This window comes from Aliiglaciecola sp. CAU 1673 (genome assembly GCF_029223185.1).
In the GTDB taxonomy this organism is placed as follows: Bacteria; Pseudomonadota; Gammaproteobacteria; order Enterobacterales; family Alteromonadaceae; genus Bowmanella.
This window is the reverse complement of record NZ_JARHUG010000003.1, coordinates 123,521-148,783: the sequence shown is the minus strand read 5'-3', so window position 1 is coordinate 148,783 and position 25,263 is coordinate 123,521. Positions and strand designations below refer to the sequence as shown.

Sequence of the window (25,263 nt, the reverse complement as noted above, 5' to 3'; positions counted from 1 at the left end):
ATACCCCCAAAGGACATAAAAGGTAACCTTTTGGGGCATGGTAAAACCCCGGACTATAGGTAAAGTAAGGTAGTGTCCTCGATAAAGAGGGCATTATCATCCACGAACTACCGAGCCCTTGTGAGCTAAATCCTTTAATCTGTTAGATAAATGGACATGCCGCCTGGGCCGCAAGCGACAAGTTTGCCGGGGTTGACGGAGAAATCCCCCAGCCTCCCGAATTGGAAAGGTGAGAAGATGTTGGAAGACAAATTTGGCCGCCGCTTTCACTATTTGCGGCTGTCCATAACGGATGTATGTAACTTTCGCTGTAGTTATTGTCTGCCTGACGGCTATCAATGCGACGGCGATCGGGACTTTCTTAGCAAGGCGGAAATCCGGCCTCTGGTGCAGGCTTTTGCCGGTCTTGGCACCAGTAAAATCCGCCTGACCGGCGGCGAACCGTCGCTGCGAAAAGATTTGCCAGAGATTATTGCGCTTTGTGCACAAACGCCGGGGGTCGACAAGGTAGCCCTGACCACCAACGGCTTTAAGCTGCCACAGATGATCCAGTCCTGGGCCGACGCCGGCCTGAATGCCCTCAATGTCTCCATCGACAGCCTGGATCCCAGGCAATTTAAGGCCATTACCGGCCATAACAAGCTGGATACCATTTTAAAAGGGGTGGACGAAGCCCTGGCTTTAGGAATCAAGGTCAAGATCAACAGCGTGCTGCTGCGCCCCTATTCAGAATCCACTTTATCCCTTGCGATGGAATGGCTGAAGGACAAACCGGTCAGTCTGCGTCTGATTGAACTGATGCAAACCGGTGACAATCAGGCCTTTTTCAAGGCCAACCATTTGTCCGGCCAGCCCATTAAAGACAGCCTGCTGCGTCAGGGCTGGTTACAAGTGTTGCGGGAGAAAACCGCAGGCCCAGCCCAGGAATTTGCCCACCCGGATTACGCCGGGCGCATTGGACTGATAATGCCCTACAGCAAAGACTTTTGTAAAAGCTGTAACCGTCTGCGGGTGTCGGCCAAGGGCAAACTACATCTTTGCCTGTTTGCCGATCAGGGGCTGGATCTGCGCGACTTATTGCGAGACGGCGATGTCAAAGCCATACAGGCGCGTCTGGTGGAATTGCTCGGCCGTAAGGAAGCCAGCCATTGGCTGGACAAGGGCTATACCGGCGCTACCAGCCAACTGGCCATGCTGGGAGGCTGAATGCTGGTTGGATTAGTACTAGCCGGCGGCAAGTCCAGCCGTATGGGGCAGGATAAGGCAGCATTGACACAACAAGGCCAAAGCCTGCTGCAAAGAGCACAGGCGCTGTTAACGGCCAGCAGTTGCGAACAAGTGCTGACCAGCCGCAATACACCCGGCTTTTTACAGGACAGATACCCCGGCGCCGGCCCCCTGGCCGGTATAGATGCCGCCCTGAACAGCCTGACCAGCAGTGACGCACTGCTGGTCATTCCTGTGGATATGCCCGCACTCACCCCGATATTGTTAAGCCAGCTGGTTAACGCCGGTCAAGAACATAACCTTCCCTGTTATTTTAAGGACAGTTGCCTGCCCTTGTACCTTCCGGTTAGCCAGAAGGCCAGGGACTACCTGCAGACTGAACTTAGCAGCGGCGGCAAAGCCAGAGTGCAAACGCTGCTGGAGGCACTTAACGCTCGACCGTTGCCCTGTGCTAAAGGCGAGAGTCTAAGTAATATCAACACATTGAATGAATGGCAGGGCTGGCTGCAACAGACCGCCAGCGGATCAGAGACAAGCCTATGACAGACAGCATCGCAGCAACGCCTCTAAATATCGCGGTTTTGACCGTTTCCGATCATCGCGACCAAAGTAATGACAGCTCTGGACAGTATCTGGCCGATGCCCTGGCCAAGGCCGGTCATCGGCTGGCGGTAAGAAGCATCTGTACCGAAAATCTTTATCAACTCCGTGCCCAACTCAGCCAATGGATAGCGGACAGCAACGTACAAGTTGTGCTGGTCAACGGCGGTACCGGTTTTAACCCTAAAAACTGCGTACCTGAGGCTTTATGCCCTCTGTTTGATACAGAGATAGAAGGCTTTGGCGAGCTGTTTCGCCATCTCTCCTATCAGGAAATCGGCACTTCTGCGCTGCAATCCAGGGCCCTGGCGGGCTTGGCCAACCAAACGCTAATTTTTTGTATACCAGGCTCCACCGGCGCCTGCAAGACAGCCTGGGAGGGCATTATCCGCGAGCAGCTCGACGCCGCCCACGGTCCCTGCAACTTCGTGCCCCATATCAGTAACCAGAACGCCTGTGAGCGTCGCCCCGGAGACATAGCATGAACGGCCTGACCCATATCAACGCCGCCGGTGAGGCCAGTATGGTGGATGTAAGCCACAAAGCCGCCAGCGCCAGGGAGGCCCTGGCAGAGGGCTATGTGCGCATGCAGGATAAGACCCTGGCCATGATCCTGGACGGCGAACATGCCAAGGGCGATGTCTTTGCCGTGGCCCGCATAGCCGGCATCCAAGGTGCCAAACAGTGTGCCAATCTGATCCCCTTATGTCATCCGCTGATGCTGACAAAAGTGCAGGTGGATTTTGAACCCCAGCCACAGCAGAACCGCGTGAGGATCCTCGGGCGCTGTAAACTCAGCGGCCAAACCGGGGTAGAGATGGAAGCCCTGACGGCGGTATCAATAGCGGCCCTCACCCTGTTTGATATGTGTAAGGCGGTGGATCCTGGTATGGTAATTGAGGGGATCAGGGTGCTGGATAAACAAGGCGGCAAGTCTGGCCACTGGCGAGCTCAGGAGAAAGCATGATTAGAGTCTTATTTTTTGCCCGCCTGCGTGAAGTGCTTGGCTGTGAATCACTGGAGCTTCCCTGTGATTTTTACGATCTCGGCGGCCTGCGACAGGCCTTGATGGCCCGCGGACCAGATTGGCAGGAGTTTCTCGCCCCCGGTACCAGCCTTGGTGCAGTTAATCAAACCCTGGCCAAAGACGATGTCCCCCTTCAGGATGGCGATGAGGTGGCTTTCTTCCCACCAGTGACCGGAGGCTGATATGCATGATCATATCGCCATACAAGAGCAAGATTTTAGCCTGACACAGGAATACCAGGCGTTACGGGAAGCCAATCTGCAAGACGGTGCCATTGTGACCTTTAGCGGTACAGTGCGGGATCTTAACCAGGGCAAGCGCATTCAAAGTTTGACCTTGGAACACTACCCGGCCATGACGCTAAAATGCCTGCAACAAATAGTGGCAGAGGCCAGAAACCGCTGGCAACTGGGCCGTGTGCGTATTATTCACCGAGTGGGGCGTCTGGCCTTGGGGGACCAAATCGTCTTTGTGGGGGTCAGCAGCCGACATCGGGGCGATGCCTTTGCTGCCTGTGAATTTATTATGGATTATCTCAAGACCCGGGCGCCTTTTTGGAAAAAGGAACAAACAGGAAATGGCGAGCATTGGGTCGAGGCCAAAGCGGAGGATCAGCGTAAAGCCGATGCCTGGAAGTAAAATCATTCTGCTACTGTTTTTCTGGCTTTGTCCGGCGCTGGTAAAGGCTGCCACCTTGCATGTTGCGGTCGCCAGTAACTTTAAAGCCACCCTGTCCGTGCTGGCACATCAGTATGAACAGGCCAGCGGCCATAAAGTGGTGATAAGCGGCGGTTCCACCGGTAAGCAATATGCGCAAATTCGCCGGGGTGCGCCCTTTGATGCCTTTTTCGCCGCCGATGCAGAGCGTCCCAAACTACTTGAGCTTAATGGCCACATCGTTACCAATAGCCGATTTACCTACGCCATTGGCCGCCTGGCGCTATGGAGCAACGAGGCCAAATGGCAACCTATAGGTTTACACAGCCTGGAGCAGGATTTTCGCCACCTGGCCATGGCCAATCCTAAGCTGGCGCCCTATGGCCTGGCTGCCCAGCAAAGCCTGACCCGATTAGGGCTATGGCATGTCTTGAAGGACAAACTGGTGCTGGGGGAAAATATCGCCCAAGCCCACCAATTTGTGCACACGGGCAATGCCGCCATGGGGTTGCTGGCGTACTCCCAGGTCATAGAGCAAGAACGCCTTGTGCCTGGCTCCGTGCTGCTGTTACCACAGGCACCGCTGCACGATCCTATCGTTCAACAAGCTGTATTGCTGGTGGATACCGAAGCGGGCTGGAATTTTCTTAGCTTTGTGCGCAGCGAACCCGCCAAGGTACTTATCCGCCAGCACGGCTATGAGGCCCCATGAACTTATCCGCCGATGATCTTAATGCTCTTTGGTTAACCCTAAAATTGGCGGGGCTCAGCACAGTGCTATTACTGTTACTGTGTACCCCCCTGGCCTGGTGGCTGGCCCATAGTCGTTGGCGCGGCAAGTTCTTACTCGAGGCCCTGATTGCCCTGCCCCTGGTGCTGCCGCCCACGGTACTGGGGTTTTATCTGCTGCTGGCCCTTGGCCCTCAAGGCCCCATTGGTGGGCTGATGCAAGCCCTTGGTGGTCCCAATCTGGCCTTCACCTTTAGTGGCCTGGTCATAGGCTCGCTGTTTTATTCCCTGCCCTTTGTTCTGCAACCGCTGCAAAATACTTTTGCCAGCATTGGCAAGCGCCCTATGGAAGTGGCCGCCACGCTGGGCGCGTCAAAATTGGATGCCTTTTTCACTGTGATCCTGCCATTGAGTCGCCCGGGAATATTAAGCGCTGCAGTGCTGGGTTTTGCCCATACCCTGGGCGAGTTTGGCGTGGTGCTGATGATTGGCGGCAACATTCCCGGGCAGACCCAGGTGGTCTCTATCGCCATTTATGAACACGTGGAATCCCTGGCCTATTCCCAGGCCCATTGGCTGGCGGCGCTGCTATTAATTCTGTCTTTCGTACTCCTGCTTAGCGTCTATGCCGTGAATCGCCGCTGGAGGCTGGTCAGCCCATGAGTTTGAGTATGCAGTTAAGATTGCAAAAAGGTGACTTTAACCTGGATGTCAGCCTGGAACTGCCGGCCAGGGGGATCATTGCCCTGTTCGGTCCTTCCGGCAGTGGTAAATCCAGTTTATTACGGGCGTTGGCGGGCCTGGAGCCCAATACTAAAGGGCAACTGACGGTCAATGGCCAGTGCTGGCAGGACCAAGATTCTTTTATGGCCCCCCACAAGCGGACTGTGGGCCTGGTGTTCCAAGAATCCAGCCTGTTTGCTCACCTGGATGTGAAAGGCAACATCCTGTACGGCCGCAAGCGAGCAGGTCACCGGGCACAACAGATCGACCTGCAACATCTGTTGGAACTTTTAGGGATCCAGCACTTGTTGTCGAGGTCCGTGGACCAGCTTTCGGGGGGAGAACGCCAGCGTGTAGCCATTGTCAGGGCCCTGGCTATTAATCCCTCCCTGCTGTTGCTGGATGAGCCCATGACGGGCCTGGATCAAGCCAGACGCAATGAACTGATGCCCTATCTTCAGCGATTGCATCGGGAATTGGCCATTCCCATCATTTATGTCAGTCATGACCGCCATGAAGTGGCGCAACTGGCCGAACATCTGGTTCTGATTGAACGCGGCCGTGTACAAGCTTACGGCCGGATGAGCGACATGTACACCCGCCTGAGCCTGCCCCTGGCCCATACAGCGGATGCCGAAGCCATCCTCGATGCTGTTGTCGACGGCTACGACGCCGAGTATCAGCTGCTCAGGCTAAAACTGGACGGCGGACATTTTTGGCTTCCCGGCCCGCAAAGTGCCATTGGTGATGCTGTTCGGGTACAGATCTGGGCCAAAGATGTGAGTATTTGCCTGGACAAGCCCAGACAAACCAGCATTTTGAATATACTCGAAGCACAAATCCAGGCCTTGATGGAAGTAGGCTGTGGACAGGTGTTATTAAAACTGCAGTTGGGTAGTCAGGTATTATTGGCCAGGCTCACGCAAAAATCAGCGGATTTGCTGGGATTACATGCGGGACAAAAGGTCTATGTGCAAGTTAAATCAGTTGCACTTCTCGGTTAAACTGCCATTTTCTAGGGACAAACTCGTTAAGCGAGCCTGACAACCAATTTGACTTCACCTGGGAGGCCGAACGTGCCTAGGCGACACTAAACACTCCTAAAACATTACGAACTTATGCTGCGACATAAGTTGGAACTACCTGGCAATGGCGTTAACGCAAACACTCAAAAAATAACATGGAATTCTAGAATATTTTTTAGACATACAGAAAATAAGATGATAGGCTTCTTACCGTTAATTTAGTGCTACTCCATTTCGACATCTGCTTTTATTTATACTTTCTTCCTTCGAATCTTTTTGTTTCAAGCCTGAATAGATATTTTTAAGTCACTCGCTTTAGTTTGGTCCTACTTTGGCCGCGATCACGTGGTCGCGACACTTATCTTTTTTATTCAGGAGTTAAAAATGTCCAATTCCAATGGCACCGTAAAATGGTTTGATGAAGCAAAAGGCTATGGTTTTATCAGTCATAATGGCGGCAAAGATGTATTCGTACATTTCCGCGCTATCGTTTCTGAGGGTTGCCGCAACTTAGTCGAGGGCCAACTTGTGACCTTCGGTATAGAGCAGGGTCCTAAAGGACCGCAAGCGGTCAACGTATCAGTAGGCTGACCTTTATCAGTCGCTAAACACAGGGCCAGTGTTTATTCCCTGGTCTTTTGTTTAGATTTTAAAAAATCAAATTGAACTAATTCAAACCTACAACATCAACACTATAGTTAAACGAATAATCAGTATTATGTCTTATAAAATAAATGGCGTGGAGCTAACCAAAACTCCACCAATAAAGAATGTTTCCGTTAATAAAAACACTGTGGTCTTCACCGACGATCAAGGCAGACAAAAAGTCGCTTTATTTTGTGCGAGTGAACGTATGAAATTTTTACAGTGGCTGTTTGCCTAATCAGCACTCGCTGGTAGGTTACGATCCTGGCCTTTCCAAGGCTCAACATAATTAGCTGCCAGAAATCATGTAAATTCTTCATTAGTCCAAGTGGTATTGACGCTCCCTGATACCTCAAACATTACCGCAGCTTTACCCTCTATTCGTGCGCCAGCTGGGCAGACTTTTCACTACCCCGAGGATTGGGCGTCACACACGTCTGCAATGGCCTGCTTTAGTTCCTTTATCGTGTAAGGTTTGCTAATCAGGCCTTGGCAACCCCACTTAATCCGATTTTCCTCGCTCACCATGTTGGTAAAGCCGGTCATCACAAGAATCGGCGTTTGAATTGCGCTGCGCCTAACCTTATCGATAAACTCAACACCGCTCATCTCTGGCATCGCATAATCGGTGATTATGAGTTGATACTCATCTGAATGCTCCTGAAGGTGCCTGAACGCTTTCTCGGCGCTTTGAAATGTACTTACCTTGTAACCCAACTTACTCAGTAAAGTATGACCTAATTTGCATAGATCGGTTTCGTCTTCCAGAAGAAGAATCCCCTCAATGTTGCAACACTTTTCCAAATGTTCATCCATTCGAGGCGGCACATAACCACTCGGAATGATGGGAAAATACAGCGTAAAACAACTGCCTTTGCCAAGCTCACTGCTGACCTCAACTCGTCCACCGTGTTGCTTCATCACATTGGCGACAATAGCTAGTCCCAGACCTGTACCTTTTTCTGTACCTTTGTCCTTGGTGGTAAAGAAGGGCTCAAAAATACGTTTTTGCGTTTCCTTATCCATCCCGCAGCCAGTGTCTGATACCTGAAGACAAATAAAATCGCTTTTTCCCATTTTTTTGCCGGCCAAACTGCCTGTCTTAGCGAGACCGAGACTGATCCTCAAGTCTCCACCTTGAGGCATGGATTGGATGGCATTGGTACAGATATTAAGGAGCACACGATGAATTTCCGATGCATTGGCACCAATTGCAGGCAATGAATCGTCTACGTCCTGTTTCACCTTAATATTTTGGTGAGTGGTGGTCTTTAGCAAGCCCGTGACTTCAGCCAACAGTTTGTTCAGATATACGGGCTCCACATGGGTCAAAGGTTTTGACGGCTCACGACTTACCAACAGAATTTGCTGCACCAGCTCCTTGGCTCGAGTGGCTGATTTTTCCAATTGGTCTAAATAACCGCTCTCTTTGCCTTGCTCGGTCAAACTGAGCTTTAGCAATTGGGCATAACCTAACATAGGGGTCAGTAGGTTATTAAAATCATGAGCGATTCCACCAGCCAATGTACCCAGCGCCTGCATTTTTTGTTGTTGCAGAATGGCTTCTTCCATCTTCTTTTGGTTGGTTATATCGATGTGAGAGCCAACCATTCTCAATGGCTCACCTTGTTCATTTTTTAGCAACGATGCATGGGCCATTATCCAACGATAAGATCCATCTTTATGGCGCAGCCGAAATTCTTGTTCATGGCTGTCACCTCTCGTTTCCAAAGTATGTTTGACGACCTTAAGGGCCTGCTCCAGATCATCCGGGTGGACGCGCTTTTGCCACTCATCAAATTGATTTTCTACCTCATGCTCCTGATATCCCAACTGCGCTTTCCACTCGGGCGAGAAAAACGTATCGTTGGTTTCCAGATCCCAGTCCCACAGGCCAACATTGCCAGCAGAGATAGCTTCCTGCAGTTTTAATGCTGTATCCCTGTGCATATTTTCTCGCTTTTTGATGGCAGTAATATCCACACCAACACTGATAAAGTAGCCATCGCAGGGGATGCTGGTCATCCCCAAATACTGATCGGTACTTTCGAAGTAGCTTTCCCAACTGTGGGGTTTATTCTCGCTGAAAATCTTGTTCACAATGGGTAAAAATTGGCGGGTTGCCTCAGTTTCAAAGATATCATCGGTGACTCTGCCTATCACATCGCTTAATGACTTGCCCCAAGCCTTTAAGGCCATGTCATTAGCATCCAGTAAACGCCAGGTCTTAATAGTTCTATCTGGGTGATAAATCAGTTCCCAAATGTGTACCTCATGCTGCATTCTTTGAAATAAATGGCTGTAGCGCTGCAAAGCTTGGTGTTCTGTCTGCGCTTGCTGTAACGCCAACTCCAGCGCATGAATACGCCGTACTAAGGTCTCTTCAGTCTCAGTGGAGAAAAGTGTGGAAGGTGGTTGCAAGTGAATATCCTCTGTATGAAACCCAAAAAGTGTTAGTGCCGGCTATCCTGGCCGCAAACACTTACCCATTAGGACAAGCCAAGGCTTGTATCTACCCAGCTCCTAATCTGTTAATTGGCTGGTTCATAAATGCCTGTAGTGATATCAGGTCTAAGGGCCTGGAAAAGTAGTACCCTTGTAGATACTGACACCCCATTTCTTTTAATTGCCGAGCTTGTTCTTTGGTCTCAACGCCCTCTCCAATGACCAGCATGTTCATATCCTGGGCCAGAGCTATGGTATGTTTGATAATGGCCATGCTGCCTTTTCTCTTGCTCATATTGGCAACAAAAGAACGGTCTATCTTCAATTCATTGAATGGCAAAATATCCAGCTCATGGATAGTTGAAAAGCCGGTACCAAAATCATCCAAGGAAATGTCAAATCCGCGCAGCCTCAATTTAGCCAGTAAGGACTTGACCTCTTTGGAAAGCGTGACGGCAGAAAGCTCGGTTACCTCGAAGCAAATTTGCTGGGGTAAAAAACCAAGGGCAGATACATTTGTCTCAAGATTGGCCAGTAAGTCTTTGTGCAGAGAACAGGGATCGATGTTAAAAGAAATGCGTTTTTCTTTGGGGAAACCGATACTGGCTAATGCATTCAAAGAGGAAAGTAACAGCTCCTGGGAAAATTCATCCATCAGGTTTTCTTCAACCAGCTTTTTGATAAATGCGTCAGGGTAACATTCGCCAAAAAGTGGGTGATTAAGCCTGGACAGACACTCGACCCCAAATAACATGTTAGTTTTCACATCGATCTGAGGCTGAAAAACCGAATAAAACCATCCATTTTTGATGGCAATAGACAAGTCTCCCCGGGTCAACTCTACTGCCTTTGTTTTGGTTTTCATTGTGGTAGGAGTTTGGTGTTTCGCCTGACTAATGGCAGCAACAAATTGCTCATAAGTGAAGGGCTTGAGCAATTTTCCACCAAACACTAACCCTGAGTCATGTAATACATCAATAGCACTGTCGATGATATCTTCCGACACCCCGGAACACAGAATAATAGGCACCCGAAGACCGGTATGACTGAGCTCTTCGAGCACATCAAGGCCATCGTTAATAGGCATATTCAGATCGAGAATGATCAGCGCTGCGTCTTGATACTGGGAAATTTCGGAATGTGAAAATTGGGGATAAAACTTGCTCTGATAACCGGCATTTTGTGCAAATTCGCACAAGACTTGCCCAACTTCTTCAACATCCTCAACAATCAGAATATGAGACATTACTATATCCATGATGGGCAAACGTTGCAGATTGCTACTTAAACAAGCAATCCAGTACATCGACGACTAACAACTTACCAATCAGGGTATGCCTTCGCTTGATGGTCTTCCCTGCTATCCTTGATTCGATTTACTTAAGGCCTCACGCTCGCTGACACCAAGGAACTCTGATGTTTGCGGGGGTAAACGGCCTTCTTGGCTCAACACCAATACAATATAGGTGAAGTTATATTCTTAGCTAGAGCATTGGGGCTCAAAGCAACAAAAATAAATTGATGCCAGTGTTGGGGCAGCCAATTTGATGAATTCACTGGCCTCTCGGGATTGACGATTACCATTCACTGTGCGGACATGATTAGGAACAGTTTCCCTTTTCTGAGTTTTAGAAAAGGGCAGGTTAATGCCCCACATTCGCACGAATAAAGCGCACGCTTCCCAGTAAACTACCCACCAAGCTCACCAAGCCTGACCGTGAAGAAATCACCATATACTGGGAAAGTCCTGAGAACACGCCTAGCGCAATGAGCAGCACTATCACCAGCAGGGTAATAGGCACTTTGTAATGTTACCGTTGCCCCAGGTTTCCTCTAGAAATCCACTTTTTAAGGCATCCCGTCGTTTCGGCTTGGCGCCCAAAGTAGGCGAAGCTTTGGATAGCAATGCGGATACGTCCGCACCTGACAAAGACCAGCCCGTTGGCGGCCAATTGCTGCTGAATCGCGATATTTTTGCGGTTAAGGCGTTTGCCGATGACTTGAACGCCTCCCCTTTGGCAAATTTACCTGAAGGGCCGTATAGCCCGGGTTAAGTTGGGAAGCCCGATTTCCTTACCGGGCTTTCGCTGGAGGCATCCCGTGTCTTTACAGCGCCCCGCTCTGTGTGACTTGTGGCAATTTGGTAAAAGGCTTGATACCAAACTCGGGATACACTTCAGAGGGGTAATAAAAGACCCCGCCGCGAGAGACCAAACTGATGGTTTTAATGGCTTTAATATCCTCAACAGGATTGCCGGGCACCACAAAGAAATCCGCCAGCTTGCCGGGTTCGATGCTGCCGCGATCCTCATGGCCCAGATATTGGGCCATATCATAGCTACCCAGCTTAAGCAGCTCAGCCGGGGTAAAACCTAACTGCTGATAGAGCTCTAATTCACGATGCAGATTAAAAGCGCCGCCCAAATCGGTGCCGGGCAGAATCTTAATGCCTTTGTCCTTCATCATCTTCAGGGTGGTCAGGATCTTCTCATAAGCACCGCGATAGGCGGCGTCCTGTTCAGGACTGGCAATATTTACCAATGACACTTTGGCAGCGCGCTGCGCGCCCGGCGGCATATGCTCGATGTAATCGGTAACGCCGACGCGGGTTTCGCCGTTACGGGCCAGCAACAGATATTCATGAATAGCCAGAGTGGGATCGATGGTGACATTGTTTTTCACCATTAAATCCAGGGTGTGTTGTACGGCATCGCTGTTGAGATCAAGCGCCGGCAAGCGATCCAAGGCAGTAAGACGCAGCAGAGTCCGGGTATCCTCATGGGGCTCCAGTACCCAGCCCAGCATCACCTGATTGATATGGGTCATCTCATCAAAACCTGCTTCAATCATGGCGTTGGCATTGGAAAACGCCGGAACATGGCCGGTCACCCGCATATTCAGGCGCTTGGCTTCGGCGGCAAGCGCAGGTGCCCATTCGCCCTTCATACTGTTGTAGAGTTTGATCCCGGCAAAACCATGCTTGGCATAGGTATGCACCGCCTCGATAGCTTGCTCCTGGGTTTCCACCAAAATGCCGTTATTATTATTGGACGGACTCTTTCCTTCAATCATGCCGTAACGGGTGATACGCGGTCCGGCGAGCACGCCATTATCAATCCTGGCTTTGAGCTCATCCAATACTTCAAGCGCATTGCCCATATCCCGGAAGGTGGTCACCCCGGCTAAGACATTCATTAAGCCGTCATCATCACTGGTGTGGGCATGCATCTCATAAAGTCCGGGCACTAAGGTGCCACCCGCGCCATCTATCTCGGTTTCGCCTGCTTGCGAGACTACATCAAGGGGCTGAATTGCCTGGATACGTTCACCATTTAACAACACCGAAACCGGCTCGCTCAGACTCAGATTCTGCGGCTGGAAGATACGCACGTTGCGGATACGAACCGCTCCGTCATAGCGGTGGGCAAACTTGGCCTGAATAGCTTCGAAGCGCTGTGTGGCATACTTGGCCGACAGCTGACGAAATCTGGCCTCATCCGCTTCATAACCTTCACGGATGACAATCATGCGGGGGCTGATAAAAGCGAAGAACTGTTGTTGCTGGTCGAGAATCAAATAATCCGGATCCAAGTCAGCACCAGACAATGCGTATGAAGTCAGCTCCAGGGATCCGGCATCATTACTCACACTGAGGCTTTCCATCGGGCTTAAGGTCAGGGTGCCGACAGGTAAGGCCGATAAACTCTGCCCTTCGGACTGCAGCAAGGCTTTGGCCAGGATAAAGTTTTGGTAAGGACTGCTGTTTTGTGGCACATAAATAGCCGTGTTTGCTAGCTTGGCTTCCCCATGACCGGTGGCGTCTTGCCATCGGGCTTGCCCATCTGCCAGGGTCAGCCATTCATCCACTTTATTGCCGAAGGTAGTATTGCCACTGATAGCCAAACTCTGTGGAATGCCTTGATCATTGAGGAGTATTTTCTCCACATAGGCCGGGCCGCGACCATTGCTTTTAAAGTCAAAATCCACTGAGATCTCATTGCCCTGATGGGTTGCATGCAGATGCCCCACTACGTTGCCATTCAGCATGACGTTGTAGCGATGCTGCTCAGAGTCAGGCTTTTCTATTACTTCGGTGGTGTTATCGGTGACAGGCGGCTGCGAGCAGCCAAGTAGCAGACTTAAAAAAAGCCCCGTCATTATTCTTTGCATCATATGCTTCCCGGTAAATTTAGCTTTGCTGGATTGTCTTGCCAGCTTTGATAGATGTTTGTACTGAGAAAACGCCAGTCTACAGCCATACTTGCGGCGCGGACAATGTCACCAGATAAAAAGCAGATGGCTACCGACAATCCCTTGGTGACAAAAAGAGAGCCCTTGACCTTCCCCCCGACAGACGCTGTAAGCTAAGTGATATAGCTGCATACATTGAATAGGGTACTTATGGCTGATTGTTGCGCAACCAATGCCCAAGACAACGAACAGCGCCGCCTGTTATGGACAGTACTAATCCTCAATGCTGCGATGTTCGTTGTGGAATTTGTTGCCGGCTGGTACGCCCAATCAGCCGGCCTTTTGGCCGACTCGCTGGATATGCTGGCCGACGCTCTGGTGTATGGAGTGAGTCTGTATGCAGTGGGGAAGTCGCTTAAGCATAAGGCCAGTGCCGCTTTGTTAAATGGCACCTTACAGTTGTTACTGGCTGTTTTGGTGCTGGTTGATGTGGGCAAAAAAATCCTGTTAGGGGCACAGCCAGATACCACTTTGATGTACAGTGTTGCGTTTGCGGCCCTGGCGGTTAATATCCTGTGCTTTGCATTATTGTACCGTCATCGCCGTGGGGACATTAATTTACGGGCCAGTTGGATCTGTTCACGCAACGATATGCTGGCTAACACCGGTGTTATCGGTTCGGCAGCACTGGTCACCTGGATTGGTGCCGCCTGGCCGGATTGGTTGATTGGCGCACTGATTGCCATGGTGATTTTATTATCGGCCCTGCGTATTATTCGTGAGGCAAAAGCCTCCCTGAGCAACGGACAACCTGTTTCAGATTGTTGTCCACACTAGATAAATGTAGAAAAATGAATCACGCCCGACTCTATTGCGCTTTATTGTTGATGCTGCTGCACAGCTTCTTCGCTTGCGCGGGCGCGCCTTTTCATTTGCCAGACGCTGACCACCAGGACTTTGCGCATCTGAGCCATATGGAAGGTCCTCACCTGCATGAAACTCAGTCTGATCGCGAAGGGGGCACGACAGAAGCCCATGAGCATCAGCTGCACGTGCATTTGTCCTGTTTAAACGGCTACAGCTTTGACCTTTGCCTGGCACCGGCATTGCCGGAAAAAGCCGTACGCACGCCGAACGTCTATCTCAATCTGTATTACCAACCACCGGTGCCCCCACCCAACTCTCTCGCTTGATCAACCCTGCTTGTTTGCCCCGGCAATGCTTTTGCCGGGGCCTGATTTTTATTGATTAACGAGATAACCGCATGACATTTTTCCGAATTCGGGCTGGTGTGCTTACACCCGCTCTATGCGCCCTTTTGATGCTGGGGATACCTGGTGCAATGGCGACCCAGGACAAGCCGCTAAGCTTGGCCCAGGCTCTGGAACGGGCTTTGCAGAAACACCCCACCTTGTCCCAATATCCTTATGCAATGCGTGCTCTGGAAGCACAGCGCCTGCAAGCGGGTTTTGTACCCAATCCCAGCCTTGAGCTGGAGCTTGAAAACATGATGGGCAGCGGCGATAGCAAGGGTTTCAACGCCGCTGAAGTGACCCTCTCATTCAGTCAGCTGATTGAGCTTGGCGAAAAGCGTCAGAAACGCCTGGTGCTTGAAGAAAAACGTCAGGCCCAAGCCAACAGCAGCTACGAGCGGGATCGTTTGCTGGTGCTCTCGGATACCGCACAAGCCTATTATCAGGTACTGGGCTTGCAGGCACATCATCAACTGAATGAAACGCGTCTGGCACAGGCCAAACGCGCTTTTGAGGCCATCGAAAAACGTGCTCAGGGAGGGGCCGTAGCCGCTGCCGATGTGGCGCGCATGGCCCTCAAGGTCAGTGAAGTCCGGTTGCAGGGATTGCGATTGCAGGAGGCGCTGGAGCAAGCGCGCCACCATCTGGCACAGCAGTGGCTGGCACAACCTGACTTTACTCAGGTACTGGGCGATATCAACACACTGCCCCCACTTCCCGCTGAAGCAGCAGTCATGCAGGCGGTTAACCAGGCGCCCGAATCCCTGCTGCTGGCGCAGCAAATTCGACTGCAGCAAGCGAGCTTGTCACTGGAAAAAGCTCAGTCGACAGCGGATATCAGCGTAAGCGGTGGCTTGCGCTTTCACAATGAACGCAATGACAGCTCCCTGGTATTGGGGATATCGATGCCATTACCGCTGAGCGATCCCAACCGGGGTAACGTGAATGCCGCTCTTGCCCGCCTCGACGGTTTGGCCCATGCCGAGCAGCAGCTACGCCAATCGCTGAGAAGCCAGGCCACCGCCCTGTATGTGCAGATGCACAGCAAGCACAGGATAATTGCTCACATCACTCAAGCGCTGCTGCCAAACGCACAGCAACTGCTAACAGACAGTGAAAAAGGCTATGCCAACGGCCAGATTTCAGTACTGCAGCTATTGGATGCCCAGGAACAAGGGTTTGAAGCCAAACGCGCGCTGCTTGATGCCCACCTTTCCCTGCTCCATTCGCTCTTGGCCTTACAGCGATTGACCGGCCAACAGTTGACGACGTCGCAGCTATTCCCAGGCACCGAACACAGTGAGTTTTTACCATGAAGATATTTTTCCCCGTACTGGTGGCCAGCCTGACGCTGGCCCTTTTATCCCCCCCCTCAGTGCAGGCTTCTGGTGAGCATGGCCATCAACAGGCTCATGCCAAGGCTCATGCCGAGGCCCAACCCGAAGGCCCCCGGGGGGGCAAACTGCTAAAACAAGGCGATATCGCGCTGGAACTGACCATCTTTGAAAATGGCGTGCCGCCAGAGCTGCGCGTCTATGCCTACCAACAGGGACAAATCCTCAGTCCCGATAGCATCCATCTCAAGATTGAGCTGGAACGTTTGGGCGGGGTCACTGACACACTGCATTTTCGCGTGGAAGAGGATTACCTGGTCAGCGCCGAGGCGATCGATGAACCCCATTCATTTGATATCAATGTAGCGGCCCGTATTCAGGGCAAGGATTACCACTGGCAGCTGGAAAGCCATGAAGGACGTACCACCCTTTCTGCCAGGGCCATTGCCGCTGCCGGTATTGAAACCGCCACCGCCGGTCCCGGCGAGTTGGCTTTCAAGGAATCCTTGTTTGGCGTGATAGCCCCCACCACCGACAGACGCTTTACCCCCATGGCCCCCTATCCAGGCATCATCGAAGCGGTGTTGGTCACTCCGGGCGATAAGGTCAAAAAGGGCCAGCCGCTGATGCGCATTAAAAACAGCCAGACCCTGCAACGCTATGTGATAGACAGCCCCGCCGATGGCATCGTCAGTGAACAATATGTCAATGCCGGCGAGCTGGCCGGCGAGCAAGAGCTGCTGGAAATCGTCGACCTGTCCAAGGTCTGGGTAGAGTTGTCTGCCTTTCCGGCCAACATCGAGGCCATGGCCGTGGGCCAGCGTGCTCTGGTCTATGACCTGCACCAGCACCTGCAGGCCGAAGGCGAAGTTTTTTATCTGGCCCCGATGATGAGCGGCGGGCATATCGCCCGTGCCAGGTTGCTAATCGACAATAAGGACGGCCATTGGCGCCCCGGCATGCATGTGAAAGCCGATATTATCACCGGTAACCGCGCGGTAGCTTTGGTAGTCGCCCAAGAGGCTATCCAAAGCTTTTTGGATAAACCGGTGGTGTTCGTACGCTTTGGCAACACTTTCGAAATGCGCATGCTCACATTGGGTCAACGGGATAGTCATTGGGTAGAAGTGTTGGGCGGCCTTGCTCCCGGCAGTGAGTATGTAACGAAAAACAGTTATGTGCTTAAAGCCGATGTCCTTAAATCCGGCGCCAGCCATGACCACTGAGGTAGATCATGACTGACCATATTATTTCGTTTGCCATTAAACGGCGCTATCTGGTGCTGGCGCTAACCATGCTTATCGCCGCAGTGGGTGTTTATAACGCGTGGCGTCTGCCAATTGACGCGGTACCAGATATCACCAATATTCAGGTGCAGATCAATACCAAGGGCGAAGGCTATACCCCACTGGAGGTGGAGCAGCGCATCACCTACCTGGTGGAAAATGCCATGGCCGGCTTGCCGCGCTTGGATTATACCCGCTCCCTTTCACGCTATGGCCTGTCCCAGGTTACTGTGGTGTTTGAAGACGGCACCGATATCTACTGGGCCAGACAGCAAATCAGCGAACGCCTGCAACAAGTCGCTGCCGACCTGCCACCCGGCATCGAACCGGCCATGGGGCCTATCATTAGTGGGCTGGGGGAAATTTTTACCTATATTGTACGCAGTGAGCCGGGGGCGCTGCGTGACGATGGACAGCCCTTTACAGCCGAAGATCTGCGTACGTTGCAAGACTGGGTTATTCGGCCGCAGCTACTCAAGGTTCCCGGGATCGTGGAAATCAACAGTATCGGCGGCTTTGAACGCCAATATCAGGTGGCACCCGACCCAGGCAAATTGCTGGCTTACAAGCTGAGCATCCATGATATAGCCGCCGCCCTGAGCCTCAACAACAGTAACCGGGGCGCCGGTTATATTGAGCGCAACGGCCAGCAGTATCTGGTTCGCACCCCCGGCCAGCTGCGTAATCAGCAAGAGATTGCGCAACTGGTGGTGACCAAGCGTGACGACGCCCCTGTAAGAATTGCCGATGTGGCCGAAGTGCGCTTAGGCAAGGAACTGCGCACGGGTGCGGCCAGTTATGGTGGAGAAGAAGCGGTGCTTGGCACTGCCATGATGCTGATGGGCGAAAATAGCCGTATCGTCGCCAAGGCGGTGGCCGGAAAATTGGCGTCGGTGCAGCAGAGTCTGCCGCAAGGGGTGATAGTAGAAGCGGTATACGATCGCACCACCTTGGTAGAGAAAACCATCGACACCGTTAAAACCAACCTGTTTGAAGGCGCAGTGCTGGTGATCGTGGTGCTGTTTCTGCTGCTTGGAAATATCACAGCGGCCCTGATTACGGCATTGGTTATCCCTCTTAGCATGCTCTTTGCCATCAGCGGTATGGCCGCCAACCGAGTGTCGGGGAATTTGATGAGCCTGGGCGCCATCGACTTTGGCATTATTGTCGATGGTGCGGTCATAGTGGTGGAAAACGCCTTACGCCGCCTGGGATTGGCCCAGCAAGGTGCGGGACGGCTGTTGTCTGTTAAGGAACGGCTGGAAGTGGTGTATGCCAGCACCAAAGAAGTGTTTAATCCGGCCCTTTTCGGTGTGCTGATCATTATGCTGGTGTATTTACCAATCTTCGCCCTAAGCGGCATAGAGGGCAAAATGTTCCACCCCATGGCCTTTACGGTGGTGGCGGCCCTCCTGGGCGCCCTGCTCTTTGCCATTACCTTTGTACCGGCAGCCCTGGCCATCTTTCTGCGGGGTAAGGTGGTAGAGAAGGAAAACCGGTTGATGGCCATGGCAAGGCGCCTGTATTCGCCTGTGCTCAGGCAATCACTGCGCTATCCCCTGCTGATGGTTGGCTTTGCCCTGGTACTTTTACTGGGTGCGTCCTGGCAGGCTTCGCGCATGGGCGCGGAATTTTTGCCCAAGCTGGATGAAGGCGATGTGGCCATGCATGCCTTGCGGATCCCCGGCACCGGTTTGGATCAGTCGGTACAGATGCAACGGCAACTGGAACAAGCCATCGGCGAACTGGGTGAAGTCGCCCTGGTTTATTCCAAGATTGGTACCCCCGACATCGCCAATGACCCGATGCCACCCTATGTGGCCGACACCTTTATTATGCTCAAACCCCGCAGTCAGTGGCCGGATCCCGGCCTGTCGAAAAAGGATTTCATCGAAAAGCTGCGCCTGCGGGTGGCTGACGTGCCCGGCAATAACTATGAGTTTACCCAACCCATTGAAATGCGCTTTAACGAGCTGATTGCCGGGGTACGGGCCGAAGTTGCCCTGCGCATTTACGGCGATGACCTGGACATGTTAACGGCCTTGGGTGAAACAGCCCAGATGCTGCTTGGCAAGGTTGATGGAGCCGCTGATGTGCGCCTGGAGCAGCTATCCGGTCTACCGACATTGTCGGTTATTCCGCAGCGCGATCATATGGCGCTGTTAGGCCTTAGTGTCACTGATATTCAGGATACGGTGAGCGCCGCCATAGGCGGCATCGCCACCGGGCTGGTATACGAAGGGGACAGACGCTTTCAGCTATTGGTGCGCCTGGATGAGCAGTGGTCACAGACACCCCAAGCGCTGGCCCAGTTACCGGTGGCCGTACACAGCAGCCTTAACCCGGAGCTGGCCTATGTGCCTTTGGGGGAAGTGGCCGATATCGTGGTCGGCGAAGGCCCCAATCAGGTCAATCGTGAAAGCGGTAAACGCAATGTGGTCATCAGTGCCAACGTAGAAGGCCGGGATCTGGCCGGTTTTATCGCCGAAGTGCAGTCATTAATGGCGAGAGAACTGGCCCTGCCCCCGGGCTATTGGCTGGATTACGGCGGTACCTTCGAGCAACTGCAATCGGCCAGCAAGCGCTTGTCCTTGGTCGTGCCACTGACCCTGCTGCTGATCCTGGGCTTGCTCTACAGTGCCCTGAACTCTTTGCGCGATACCCTGATTGTGTTTAGCTCCGTGCCATTGGCGCTGACCGGCGGGGTATTGGCCCTGAGCCTGCGCCATATGCCCTTATCCATCTCTGCTGCCGTGGGCTTTATTGCCTTGTCGGGCGTGGCAGTACTTAACGGCTTGGTGATGCTGTCCTTTATCCGCCAACTCAGAGAAAAAGGGAAACCGCTGTATATGGCTATTGCGGAAGGAGCTAGCGCACGTTTAAGACCCGTGCTGATGACCGCCCTTGTGGCCAGCCTTGGCTTTGTGCCCATGGCCTTTAACACCGGCACCGGCGCCGAGGTACAACGGCCACTGGCCACCGTGGTCATCGGCGGCATTGTGTCGGCTACCCTGCTGACCCTGGTGGTGCTGCCTGCGCTTTATCGATTGGTGCACAGGGACAAATTGCAACAAGCCTGAATAGGGAGAGCCTAAAGATCAATTAGGCCGCCGCGAATTTCCCTGGCGGCCTTAAGCTCACAGCTTGTAGAACATCCAAACCCCGGCAGCGATCATAAACAGGTTTTCCGTGAGGGAGACAAAGCCAAGTGGCACTTCACTATTGCCGCCCACACAGGCACATTTAAGCTCACGCTTATCAATGTACACCGCCTTAAACACCGAAATCGCCCCTACCGTACCAATAAATAAGGAAACAGGCGCCACCAGATAAGCCCACAGACCAGCCAACATGCCGATACCGGCGTAAGCTTCAGCAAAAGGATAAAGATAGGCATAGCGTACCCAGCGTTGGGCCAGCAGATCATAGCCAAGGAATTGATTAGAAAAGGCCTCCACATCCTGTAGTTTTTGCAAGGCCAGCAAAGTCATACAAAAAGCCACAAAACGCTCCACCGTAAGCATAGAGAAAAGCGGTTCCCCACCTACTCCATTCACGGCGATTGCCAGCAATAAACCGATGGCAAAAATAGCGATCACTGGCCGGTAGGCGGCAGCTGGTTTATCTTCAGGTAAGGTCTTGTTGAAGTATTGGAGTAGCTCATCGTAACCGCCAATACGTTTATCCTCGATAAACGTCTGGGGGGTAGTATCCACCTGATGCTTGTCCATAAAAGCATCCGTTTGCTCGCGGCTTTGCAGCTGATGATCCTCAACCTCATAGCCCTCCTGCTCAAGCAATGCCTTGGACTTTAAGCCAAAGGGGCAGATGTGGTCCTCGGTTACCATGCGGTATAACTGCGCTTGCTTTGCCATCTCTATCGCCCTCTTAATCTTCTCCTTCAACCTAGTGGCTATGATGCAGATTTCAAGTCGAACTGGGATAGACAGGATTGGGGTCAGGTCTTGTTTTTTGCAGGGCAATCGTCTGTTATGACGTCACTGTAGTCTTATCAGGTTGTTCCGTTTAACGGCTAAAAGCTTATACCTTGTGGCAAATCGCCTTCATCCCCGTTCACAATCCCGCCAACGCTTTAGACGAACACCCAGGCTTGTGCACTGAGAACCAATCGCAACACTCGTCATTTCGTCGGGAATACTGTTACCCGGCAAAACATCCACAAACCAGCCATACTCAAACACCGGTTCCCGTAGTCAGACGTGGGGATCGATTAATGGATGTTCCCTTTAATCTGATGGAGAAAGTCTGATGAGCACTTCTACCCTTTCCCTGGGCTGGTTGCCCGATTTGCCTGATTTTCGTGACCGTGATTTGAATTTTGACTCGGTGTCTCCCAAGGCCAAAAGCCATGGCCAGCAACGTTCCTTAAAAGAGATGGCCAAGGAACTGGGTATTGCCAACACCCACCATGCGGACTTACCTGGCAGACGCGACCTCACCCGCTGGTGTCCTCCCATTGAAAACCAACAGAGCATAGGCTCATGCACTGCCAATGCCGGTGTGGCATTGCTGGAATATTTTGAGCGCCGGGCCTTTGGTCGCCATACCGATGCTTCCAGGCTGTTTTTGTACAAAGCAACCCGGAACTTGCTGCAGTGGCAAGGCGATACCGGCGCTTACTTGCGTACCACCATGGCGGCCATGAAACTCTTTGGCGTACCGCCGGAAAGTTACTGGCCCTATGACATCAGTCGCTTTGACGAGGAACCCTCCTCCTTTTGCTATGCTTTTGGCCAGAACTATCAGGCATTGAGTTACTACCGGCTGGATCCCAATGGCATCAGTCGTCATCAGCTACTGGACCGCATTAAAACCAACATCTCCCGGGCGTTGCCCGCGATGTTTGGTTTTACCGTCTATCAGTCCATCTCACAGGCAAGTAATGATGGCAGGATCCCCTTTCCTGCTCGCACTGAACGCACCCAAGGCGGTCATGCGGTGGTGGCCGTTGGCTATGATGATGATAAGGAAATCGTCAATGGGTCAGGCAATGATCGCATCACCACGCAAGGTGCCCTGATGATCCGCAATTCATGGGGTGAGAGCTGGGGTGAAGACGGTTATGGCTGGTTGCCCTATGAATATGTGTTGCAGGGTCTGGCAGTGGATTGGTGGTCACTTATCCGCAATGAATGGGTTGATACCAATCGCTTCGGCCTGAACGATTGATATACCTGGAGGCAGGGAACCCACCTTTGGCCACCCTGCCTTTTCTTATTTTTCAATTTGTTACATCTTACTGATTTGGCGCCGGAATTATCGCCAGCTCTTCAGGTCACAGAAGTGTAAATAAGGAGCAGGATAAATCCATGTCAAACAAACTAAAGGGCATCTGGCACAACAATCGCGGCTTTTTCCTCTTTGTAGTCTTAATGCTGGTGTTTAGAAGCGCCGTTGCCGATTGGTACAACGTGCCAACGGGCTCCATGCAACCCACCATCGTTGAGGGCGACCGGGTATTAGTAGATAAAATGGCCTATGATCTGCGTATCCCTTTCACCCATGTCTCGCTGGTAAAACTGGCTGAACCTAAACGTGGCGATATTGTTGTGTTTGATTCCAAGCGCGCTGACACCCGCTTGATTAAACGGGTCGTTGGGATCCCCGGTGATGTGATTGAAATGCGACAGAATGCGCTGTTTATCAACGGCCAGCAGTTGGCTTATCAACTGTCAGATCAGGGGGAATTGTCGGAAAATCTGCTCGGATTCTCTCATGCCGTACGCCTCGCCCCTGGCGGCTCCCGGTTATCCAACTTTGCGCCTGTCAGAGTCCCTGATAACCATTATCTGGCCTTGGGTGATAACCGCGACAACAGCGCCGATTCCAGAGTGATTGGCTTTGTGCCAAGGGAAGAATTGCTGGGGCGGGCCCATCATGTGGCGCTGTCGATAAACCCCGATAATTATTATCTGCCAAGGACCGATAGATTCTGGCAGGCAATTTAGGGTTAGTGGCTGAGCTTACGCCCAGCCGCGCTCCCGAAACACTTGAAGGGTATTGACGAAATCCCGCATCTGCGCGGGAGTACCGATGGACAGGCGGTTCCAGCCATCTTCGTCAGTCATCCGCCGGCCCACCCGGATGCCGGCTTCCAGCATACGTTTTTGATAATCGGCCAAAGGACTGTTAATCCGATGCAACACAAAGTTGGTATGGCTGGGAATATACTCGAGCTCAAGTTTGTCCAGGGTATTCAACAAGATTTTCTTGGCTTCCAGGTTGGAAGCCAGACTTTGCTGACGGTAGGCCTCATCCTCAATGGACGCCAGGGAAGCAGCCAGACCCGGTGCATTCAGGTTAAACCCGGCCGAATAATCATCGATGGCCAGGGCGGTATTGGTAGTCGCCAGGCCATAGCCCATCCTAAGGCCAGCCATACCATAGACTTTGGAGAAGGTACGCGCCACCATCACATTGTCCATCCCCGCTTTTACCAGCGGCAGAGCCGACGCATACCCCGGCTGCCCCTCTGCGTAATCAAAATAAGCCTCATCGACCAGGAAGAAATGATTAGAGGGAGAGGATTTAATCCAGTCAGTCAGTACTTTCGTCTCGACAATGGTGCCGGTGGGGTTATTCGGGTTGCACAAGTTGATCAACAGCGCGCCTTTCTCTGCGGCCGCCGCCTTTGCCATGGCTTGAATGTCGGTCACAAAACCTTTGCCGACCGGTATATCAATCACCTGCATTCCCTCCAGGCGCGCGGTGTCAGCCATCAGGCCAAACGTCGGTGAGGGTTGCAGTAGTTTGGCGCCCTGCTCTTTGGCCCAGCGCACCGCAGCCTGTAATACCTGGCTTGAGCCATTACCCAATACGATCTGCTCTTCCGATACGCCATGCTTGGCAGCCAGGGCAGACACTAGCTGTGCCCGAAGCGCATCGGGGTACCGATTGCCAAGCTCCAGCAGCGCATTTTGTGCCGCCAGCATGGCGTTGGGCGACATCCCCAACGCGTTTTCGTTAAAGTGCAGCAACAACTGTGCTTGCCCCTGGCGAAGTGCAGGCAACGCCGAGGATGCCAAGCTGAAAGGCGTTAGCCCCAGCGCCATAGCGCCACCTAATAACTTGATAAAGTCGCGGCGCGCCAGATGCTGCGATGCCATATTATTCTCCTTTACTGATCCGCCATTGGGTCCAATAAGCGGCAAAACGTTTGCCCAGGGTCTTGGAGGTGTCAGCATATAAACGCTGCCCCGATATAAAAGCTTGACTGCGAAGTTCTGCCCGACGCCCATCCAGCAAAGTAAACAGTAATGCCAGGGTTTTATCCATGTTTTGTCGTTGATGATAGGGTCCCAATACCGACTGCAGCACCGACAGATCATGTTCATCGCCAATAATGGCTGACAACTGGTGCGCCTCCTCTGCCAATGGAATAAGCAGGGAGGGCCAGATGTTTTCTAATAGCTGCAAGTGAAACCAGTGATACTTCACTCGCTTTCGCCATTCATGAAAGTGCTCGGTACTGGGCTCCTGTAAGGCAAGGCCCATGGCGCGCCGTCCTTGTCGGTAGTTGGCACGAAATCCGGCCAGCCAAGCCTGAGGTTTATCGGTATCCAGTTGCCAGCTATCGACCTCTGTGACGGCCTTTTTCATGGCCTTTTTGACTTGTTTCAGGGCTTCAAGAACATCCTTTTTTTCACTGGCCTGTGCGTCGCGCTGACTATGTAAGTAGTCTCTGATAGGCGCAAGATTCTGCCCTTTTAATTCCGACTTACAAGCAGCAATTAGCGCCCCCAGAGATTCGATACAGGCCTGGTTATCCCGAAGTGACGATAAGTCTCTGGCCATATCCCGAAACAGGGCATTGGCCGATGAATACTCTGCCATGGCAGGACGCACAAGGCGCAATAAACCTCGCAAGCGCTTGCAGCGTTTACGCACCTCATGCACCTTTTCATGGGCAGATAACTTATCGCTGTCGATATCTTTGATAGCCCCCCGGATTTGCTCGAGGCTGATACGTCTTAACCCCTCTTCCAGGGATTCATCCACTTGCAGGCAGAATCCCACCACCTTTTCCTATGCAGTTTGAAAGTTAAACAAGGATAGCCAAGGGCTTGTTTTTAAGCCTGTTTTTTAGTCTTTTACAGACAG

The 25,263-nt window shown here is 52.2% G+C and carries 24 protein-coding genes and 1 riboswitch; of the genes, 18 read left to right on the top strand and 6 right to left on the bottom strand.

Going from position 1 to position 25,263, the window contains the following annotated elements:
* Window positions 1–95 precede the first annotated feature (95 nt).
* Window positions 96–249, top strand: a riboswitch (molybdenum cofactor riboswitch).
* From moaA to P2G88_RS03920, 10 genes are all read left to right on the top strand, one after another.
* Entirely contained in the window at window positions 238–1,206 is a 969-nt protein-coding gene (gene moaA / locus P2G88_RS03965) for a GTP 3',8-cyclase MoaA (protein ID WP_275794399.1), read from the top strand. (Overlaps the previous riboswitch by 12 nt.)
* On the top strand, window positions 1,207–1,770 hold the full coding sequence (locus P2G88_RS03960; RefSeq protein ID WP_275794398.1) for a molybdenum cofactor guanylyltransferase: 564 nt from the start codon (window positions 1,207–1,209) through the stop codon (window positions 1,768–1,770).
* A complete protein-coding gene (gene moaB / locus P2G88_RS03955) occupies window positions 1,767–2,312 on the top strand; it encodes a molybdenum cofactor biosynthesis protein B (RefSeq protein WP_275794397.1) in 546 nt (181 codons plus the stop codon). The genes P2G88_RS03960 and moaB overlap by 4 nt, the downstream gene beginning before the upstream one ends.
* On the top strand, window positions 2,309–2,794 hold the full coding sequence (gene moaC, locus P2G88_RS03950) for a cyclic pyranopterin monophosphate synthase MoaC (protein WP_275794396.1): 486 nt from the start codon (window positions 2,309–2,311) through the stop codon (window positions 2,792–2,794). The genes moaB and moaC overlap by 4 nt, the downstream gene beginning before the upstream one ends.
* Entirely contained in the window at window positions 2,791–3,036 is a 246-nt protein-coding gene (moaD, locus tag P2G88_RS03945; RefSeq protein WP_275794395.1) for a molybdopterin synthase sulfur carrier subunit, read from the top strand. Before moaC ends, moaD begins: the two co-directional genes overlap by 4 nt.
* 1 nt (window position 3,037) lies before the next feature.
* Complete coding sequence (moaE, locus tag P2G88_RS03940; RefSeq protein WP_275794394.1) at window positions 3,038–3,493, top strand: molybdopterin synthase catalytic subunit MoaE; 456 nt, start codon at window positions 3,038–3,040, stop codon at window positions 3,491–3,493.
* Window positions 3,480–4,223: a molybdate ABC transporter substrate-binding protein gene (modA, locus tag P2G88_RS03935; RefSeq protein ID WP_275794393.1), complete on the top strand. Its 744-nt coding sequence runs from the start codon at window positions 3,480–3,482 to the stop codon at window positions 4,221–4,223. The genes moaE and modA overlap by 14 nt, the downstream gene beginning before the upstream one ends.
* Window positions 4,220–4,903 carry a molybdate ABC transporter permease subunit gene (gene modB, locus P2G88_RS03930; RefSeq protein ID WP_275794391.1) on the top strand — a complete coding sequence of 228 codons (684 nt, stop codon included), beginning with the start codon at window positions 4,220–4,222 and terminating at the stop codon, window positions 4,901–4,903. Before modA ends, modB begins: the two co-directional genes overlap by 4 nt.
* Window positions 4,904–4,911: 8 nt before the next feature.
* Window positions 4,912–5,967, top strand: coding sequence for a molybdenum ABC transporter ATP-binding protein (gene modC / locus P2G88_RS03925; RefSeq protein ID WP_275794390.1), 1,056 nt, complete (start codon window positions 4,912–4,914; stop codon window positions 5,965–5,967).
* 405 nt (window positions 5,968–6,372) lie between these two features.
* On the top strand, window positions 6,373–6,579 hold the full coding sequence (locus tag P2G88_RS03920; protein WP_275794388.1) for a cold-shock protein: 207 nt from the start codon (window positions 6,373–6,375) through the stop codon (window positions 6,577–6,579).
* Window positions 6,580–7,041: 462 nt separating this feature from the next.
* Here P2G88_RS03920 and P2G88_RS03915 read toward each other — a convergent pair whose 3' ends face one another.
* Complete coding sequence (locus P2G88_RS03915; RefSeq protein WP_275794387.1) at window positions 7,042–9,054, bottom strand: hybrid sensor histidine kinase/response regulator; 2,013 nt, start codon at window positions 9,052–9,054, stop codon at window positions 7,042–7,044.
* Window positions 9,055–9,145: 91 nt separating this feature from the next.
* Complete coding sequence (locus P2G88_RS03910; RefSeq protein WP_275794386.1) at window positions 9,146–10,324, bottom strand: EAL domain-containing response regulator; 1,179 nt, start codon at window positions 10,322–10,324, stop codon at window positions 9,146–9,148.
* A gap of 562 nt (window positions 10,325–10,886) precedes the next feature.
* Here P2G88_RS03910 and P2G88_RS03905 point away from each other — a divergent pair.
* Window positions 10,887–11,132 (top strand): hypothetical protein, encoded by a 246-nt coding sequence (locus P2G88_RS03905; RefSeq protein ID WP_275794385.1) that lies wholly within the window; start codon window positions 10,887–10,889, stop codon window positions 11,130–11,132.
* 52 nt (window positions 11,133–11,184) lie between these two features.
* Here the strand turns inward: P2G88_RS03905 and P2G88_RS03900 are convergent, their stop codons facing one another.
* Window positions 11,185–13,251 (bottom strand): amidohydrolase family protein, encoded by a 2,067-nt coding sequence (locus P2G88_RS03900; protein ID WP_275794384.1) that lies wholly within the window; start codon window positions 13,249–13,251, stop codon window positions 11,185–11,187.
* A gap of 228 nt (window positions 13,252–13,479) precedes the next feature.
* Between P2G88_RS03900 and P2G88_RS03895 the strand changes: the two genes are divergently transcribed.
* The 5 genes from P2G88_RS03895 (at window position 13,480) to P2G88_RS03875 (ending at window position 20,222) form a co-directional block, all read left to right on the top strand.
* Window positions 13,480–14,106 carry a cation diffusion facilitator family transporter gene (locus P2G88_RS03895; protein WP_275794383.1) on the top strand — a complete coding sequence of 209 codons (627 nt, stop codon included), beginning with the start codon at window positions 13,480–13,482 and terminating at the stop codon, window positions 14,104–14,106.
* 14 nt (window positions 14,107–14,120) lie between these two features.
* On the top strand, window positions 14,121–14,462 hold the full coding sequence (locus P2G88_RS03890; RefSeq protein ID WP_275794382.1) for a hypothetical protein: 342 nt from the start codon (window positions 14,121–14,123) through the stop codon (window positions 14,460–14,462).
* 128 nt (window positions 14,463–14,590) lie between these two features.
* Complete coding sequence (locus P2G88_RS03885) at window positions 14,591–15,838, top strand: TolC family protein (RefSeq protein WP_275794381.1); 1,248 nt, start codon at window positions 14,591–14,593, stop codon at window positions 15,836–15,838.
* Entirely contained in the window at window positions 15,835–17,082 is a 1,248-nt protein-coding gene (locus P2G88_RS03880) for an efflux RND transporter periplasmic adaptor subunit (protein WP_275794380.1), read from the top strand. Before P2G88_RS03885 ends, P2G88_RS03880 begins: the two co-directional genes overlap by 4 nt.
* Window positions 17,083–17,090: 8 nt before the next feature.
* Complete coding sequence (locus P2G88_RS03875) at window positions 17,091–20,222, top strand: CusA/CzcA family heavy metal efflux RND transporter (RefSeq protein WP_275794379.1); 3,132 nt, start codon at window positions 17,091–17,093, stop codon at window positions 20,220–20,222.
* 57 nt (window positions 20,223–20,279) lie between these two features.
* Here the strand turns inward: P2G88_RS03875 and P2G88_RS03870 are convergent, their stop codons facing one another.
* Complete coding sequence (locus P2G88_RS03870; protein WP_275794378.1) at window positions 20,280–21,017, bottom strand: MauE/DoxX family redox-associated membrane protein; 738 nt, start codon at window positions 21,015–21,017, stop codon at window positions 20,280–20,282.
* A gap of 394 nt (window positions 21,018–21,411) precedes the next feature.
* On the opposite strand from P2G88_RS03870, the gene P2G88_RS03865 reads away from it, so the two are divergent.
* Complete coding sequence (locus P2G88_RS03865; RefSeq protein ID WP_275794377.1) at window positions 21,412–22,332, top strand: C1 family peptidase; 921 nt, start codon at window positions 21,412–21,414, stop codon at window positions 22,330–22,332.
* A gap of 140 nt (window positions 22,333–22,472) precedes the next feature.
* Window positions 22,473–23,111 (top strand): signal peptidase I, encoded by a 639-nt coding sequence (gene lepB / locus P2G88_RS03860; protein WP_275794376.1) that lies wholly within the window; start codon window positions 22,473–22,475, stop codon window positions 23,109–23,111.
* A gap of 15 nt (window positions 23,112–23,126) precedes the next feature.
* Here the strand turns inward: lepB and P2G88_RS03855 are convergent, their stop codons facing one another.
* A complete protein-coding gene (locus P2G88_RS03855; RefSeq protein ID WP_275794375.1) occupies window positions 23,127–24,269 on the bottom strand; it encodes a histidinol-phosphate transaminase in 1,143 nt (380 codons plus the stop codon).
* A gap of 1 nt (window position 24,270) precedes the next feature.
* On the bottom strand, window positions 24,271–25,179 hold the full coding sequence (locus P2G88_RS03850; protein WP_275794374.1) for a CHAD domain-containing protein: 909 nt from the start codon (window positions 25,177–25,179) through the stop codon (window positions 24,271–24,273).
* Between the last annotated feature and the right edge of the window lie 84 nt (window positions 25,180–25,263).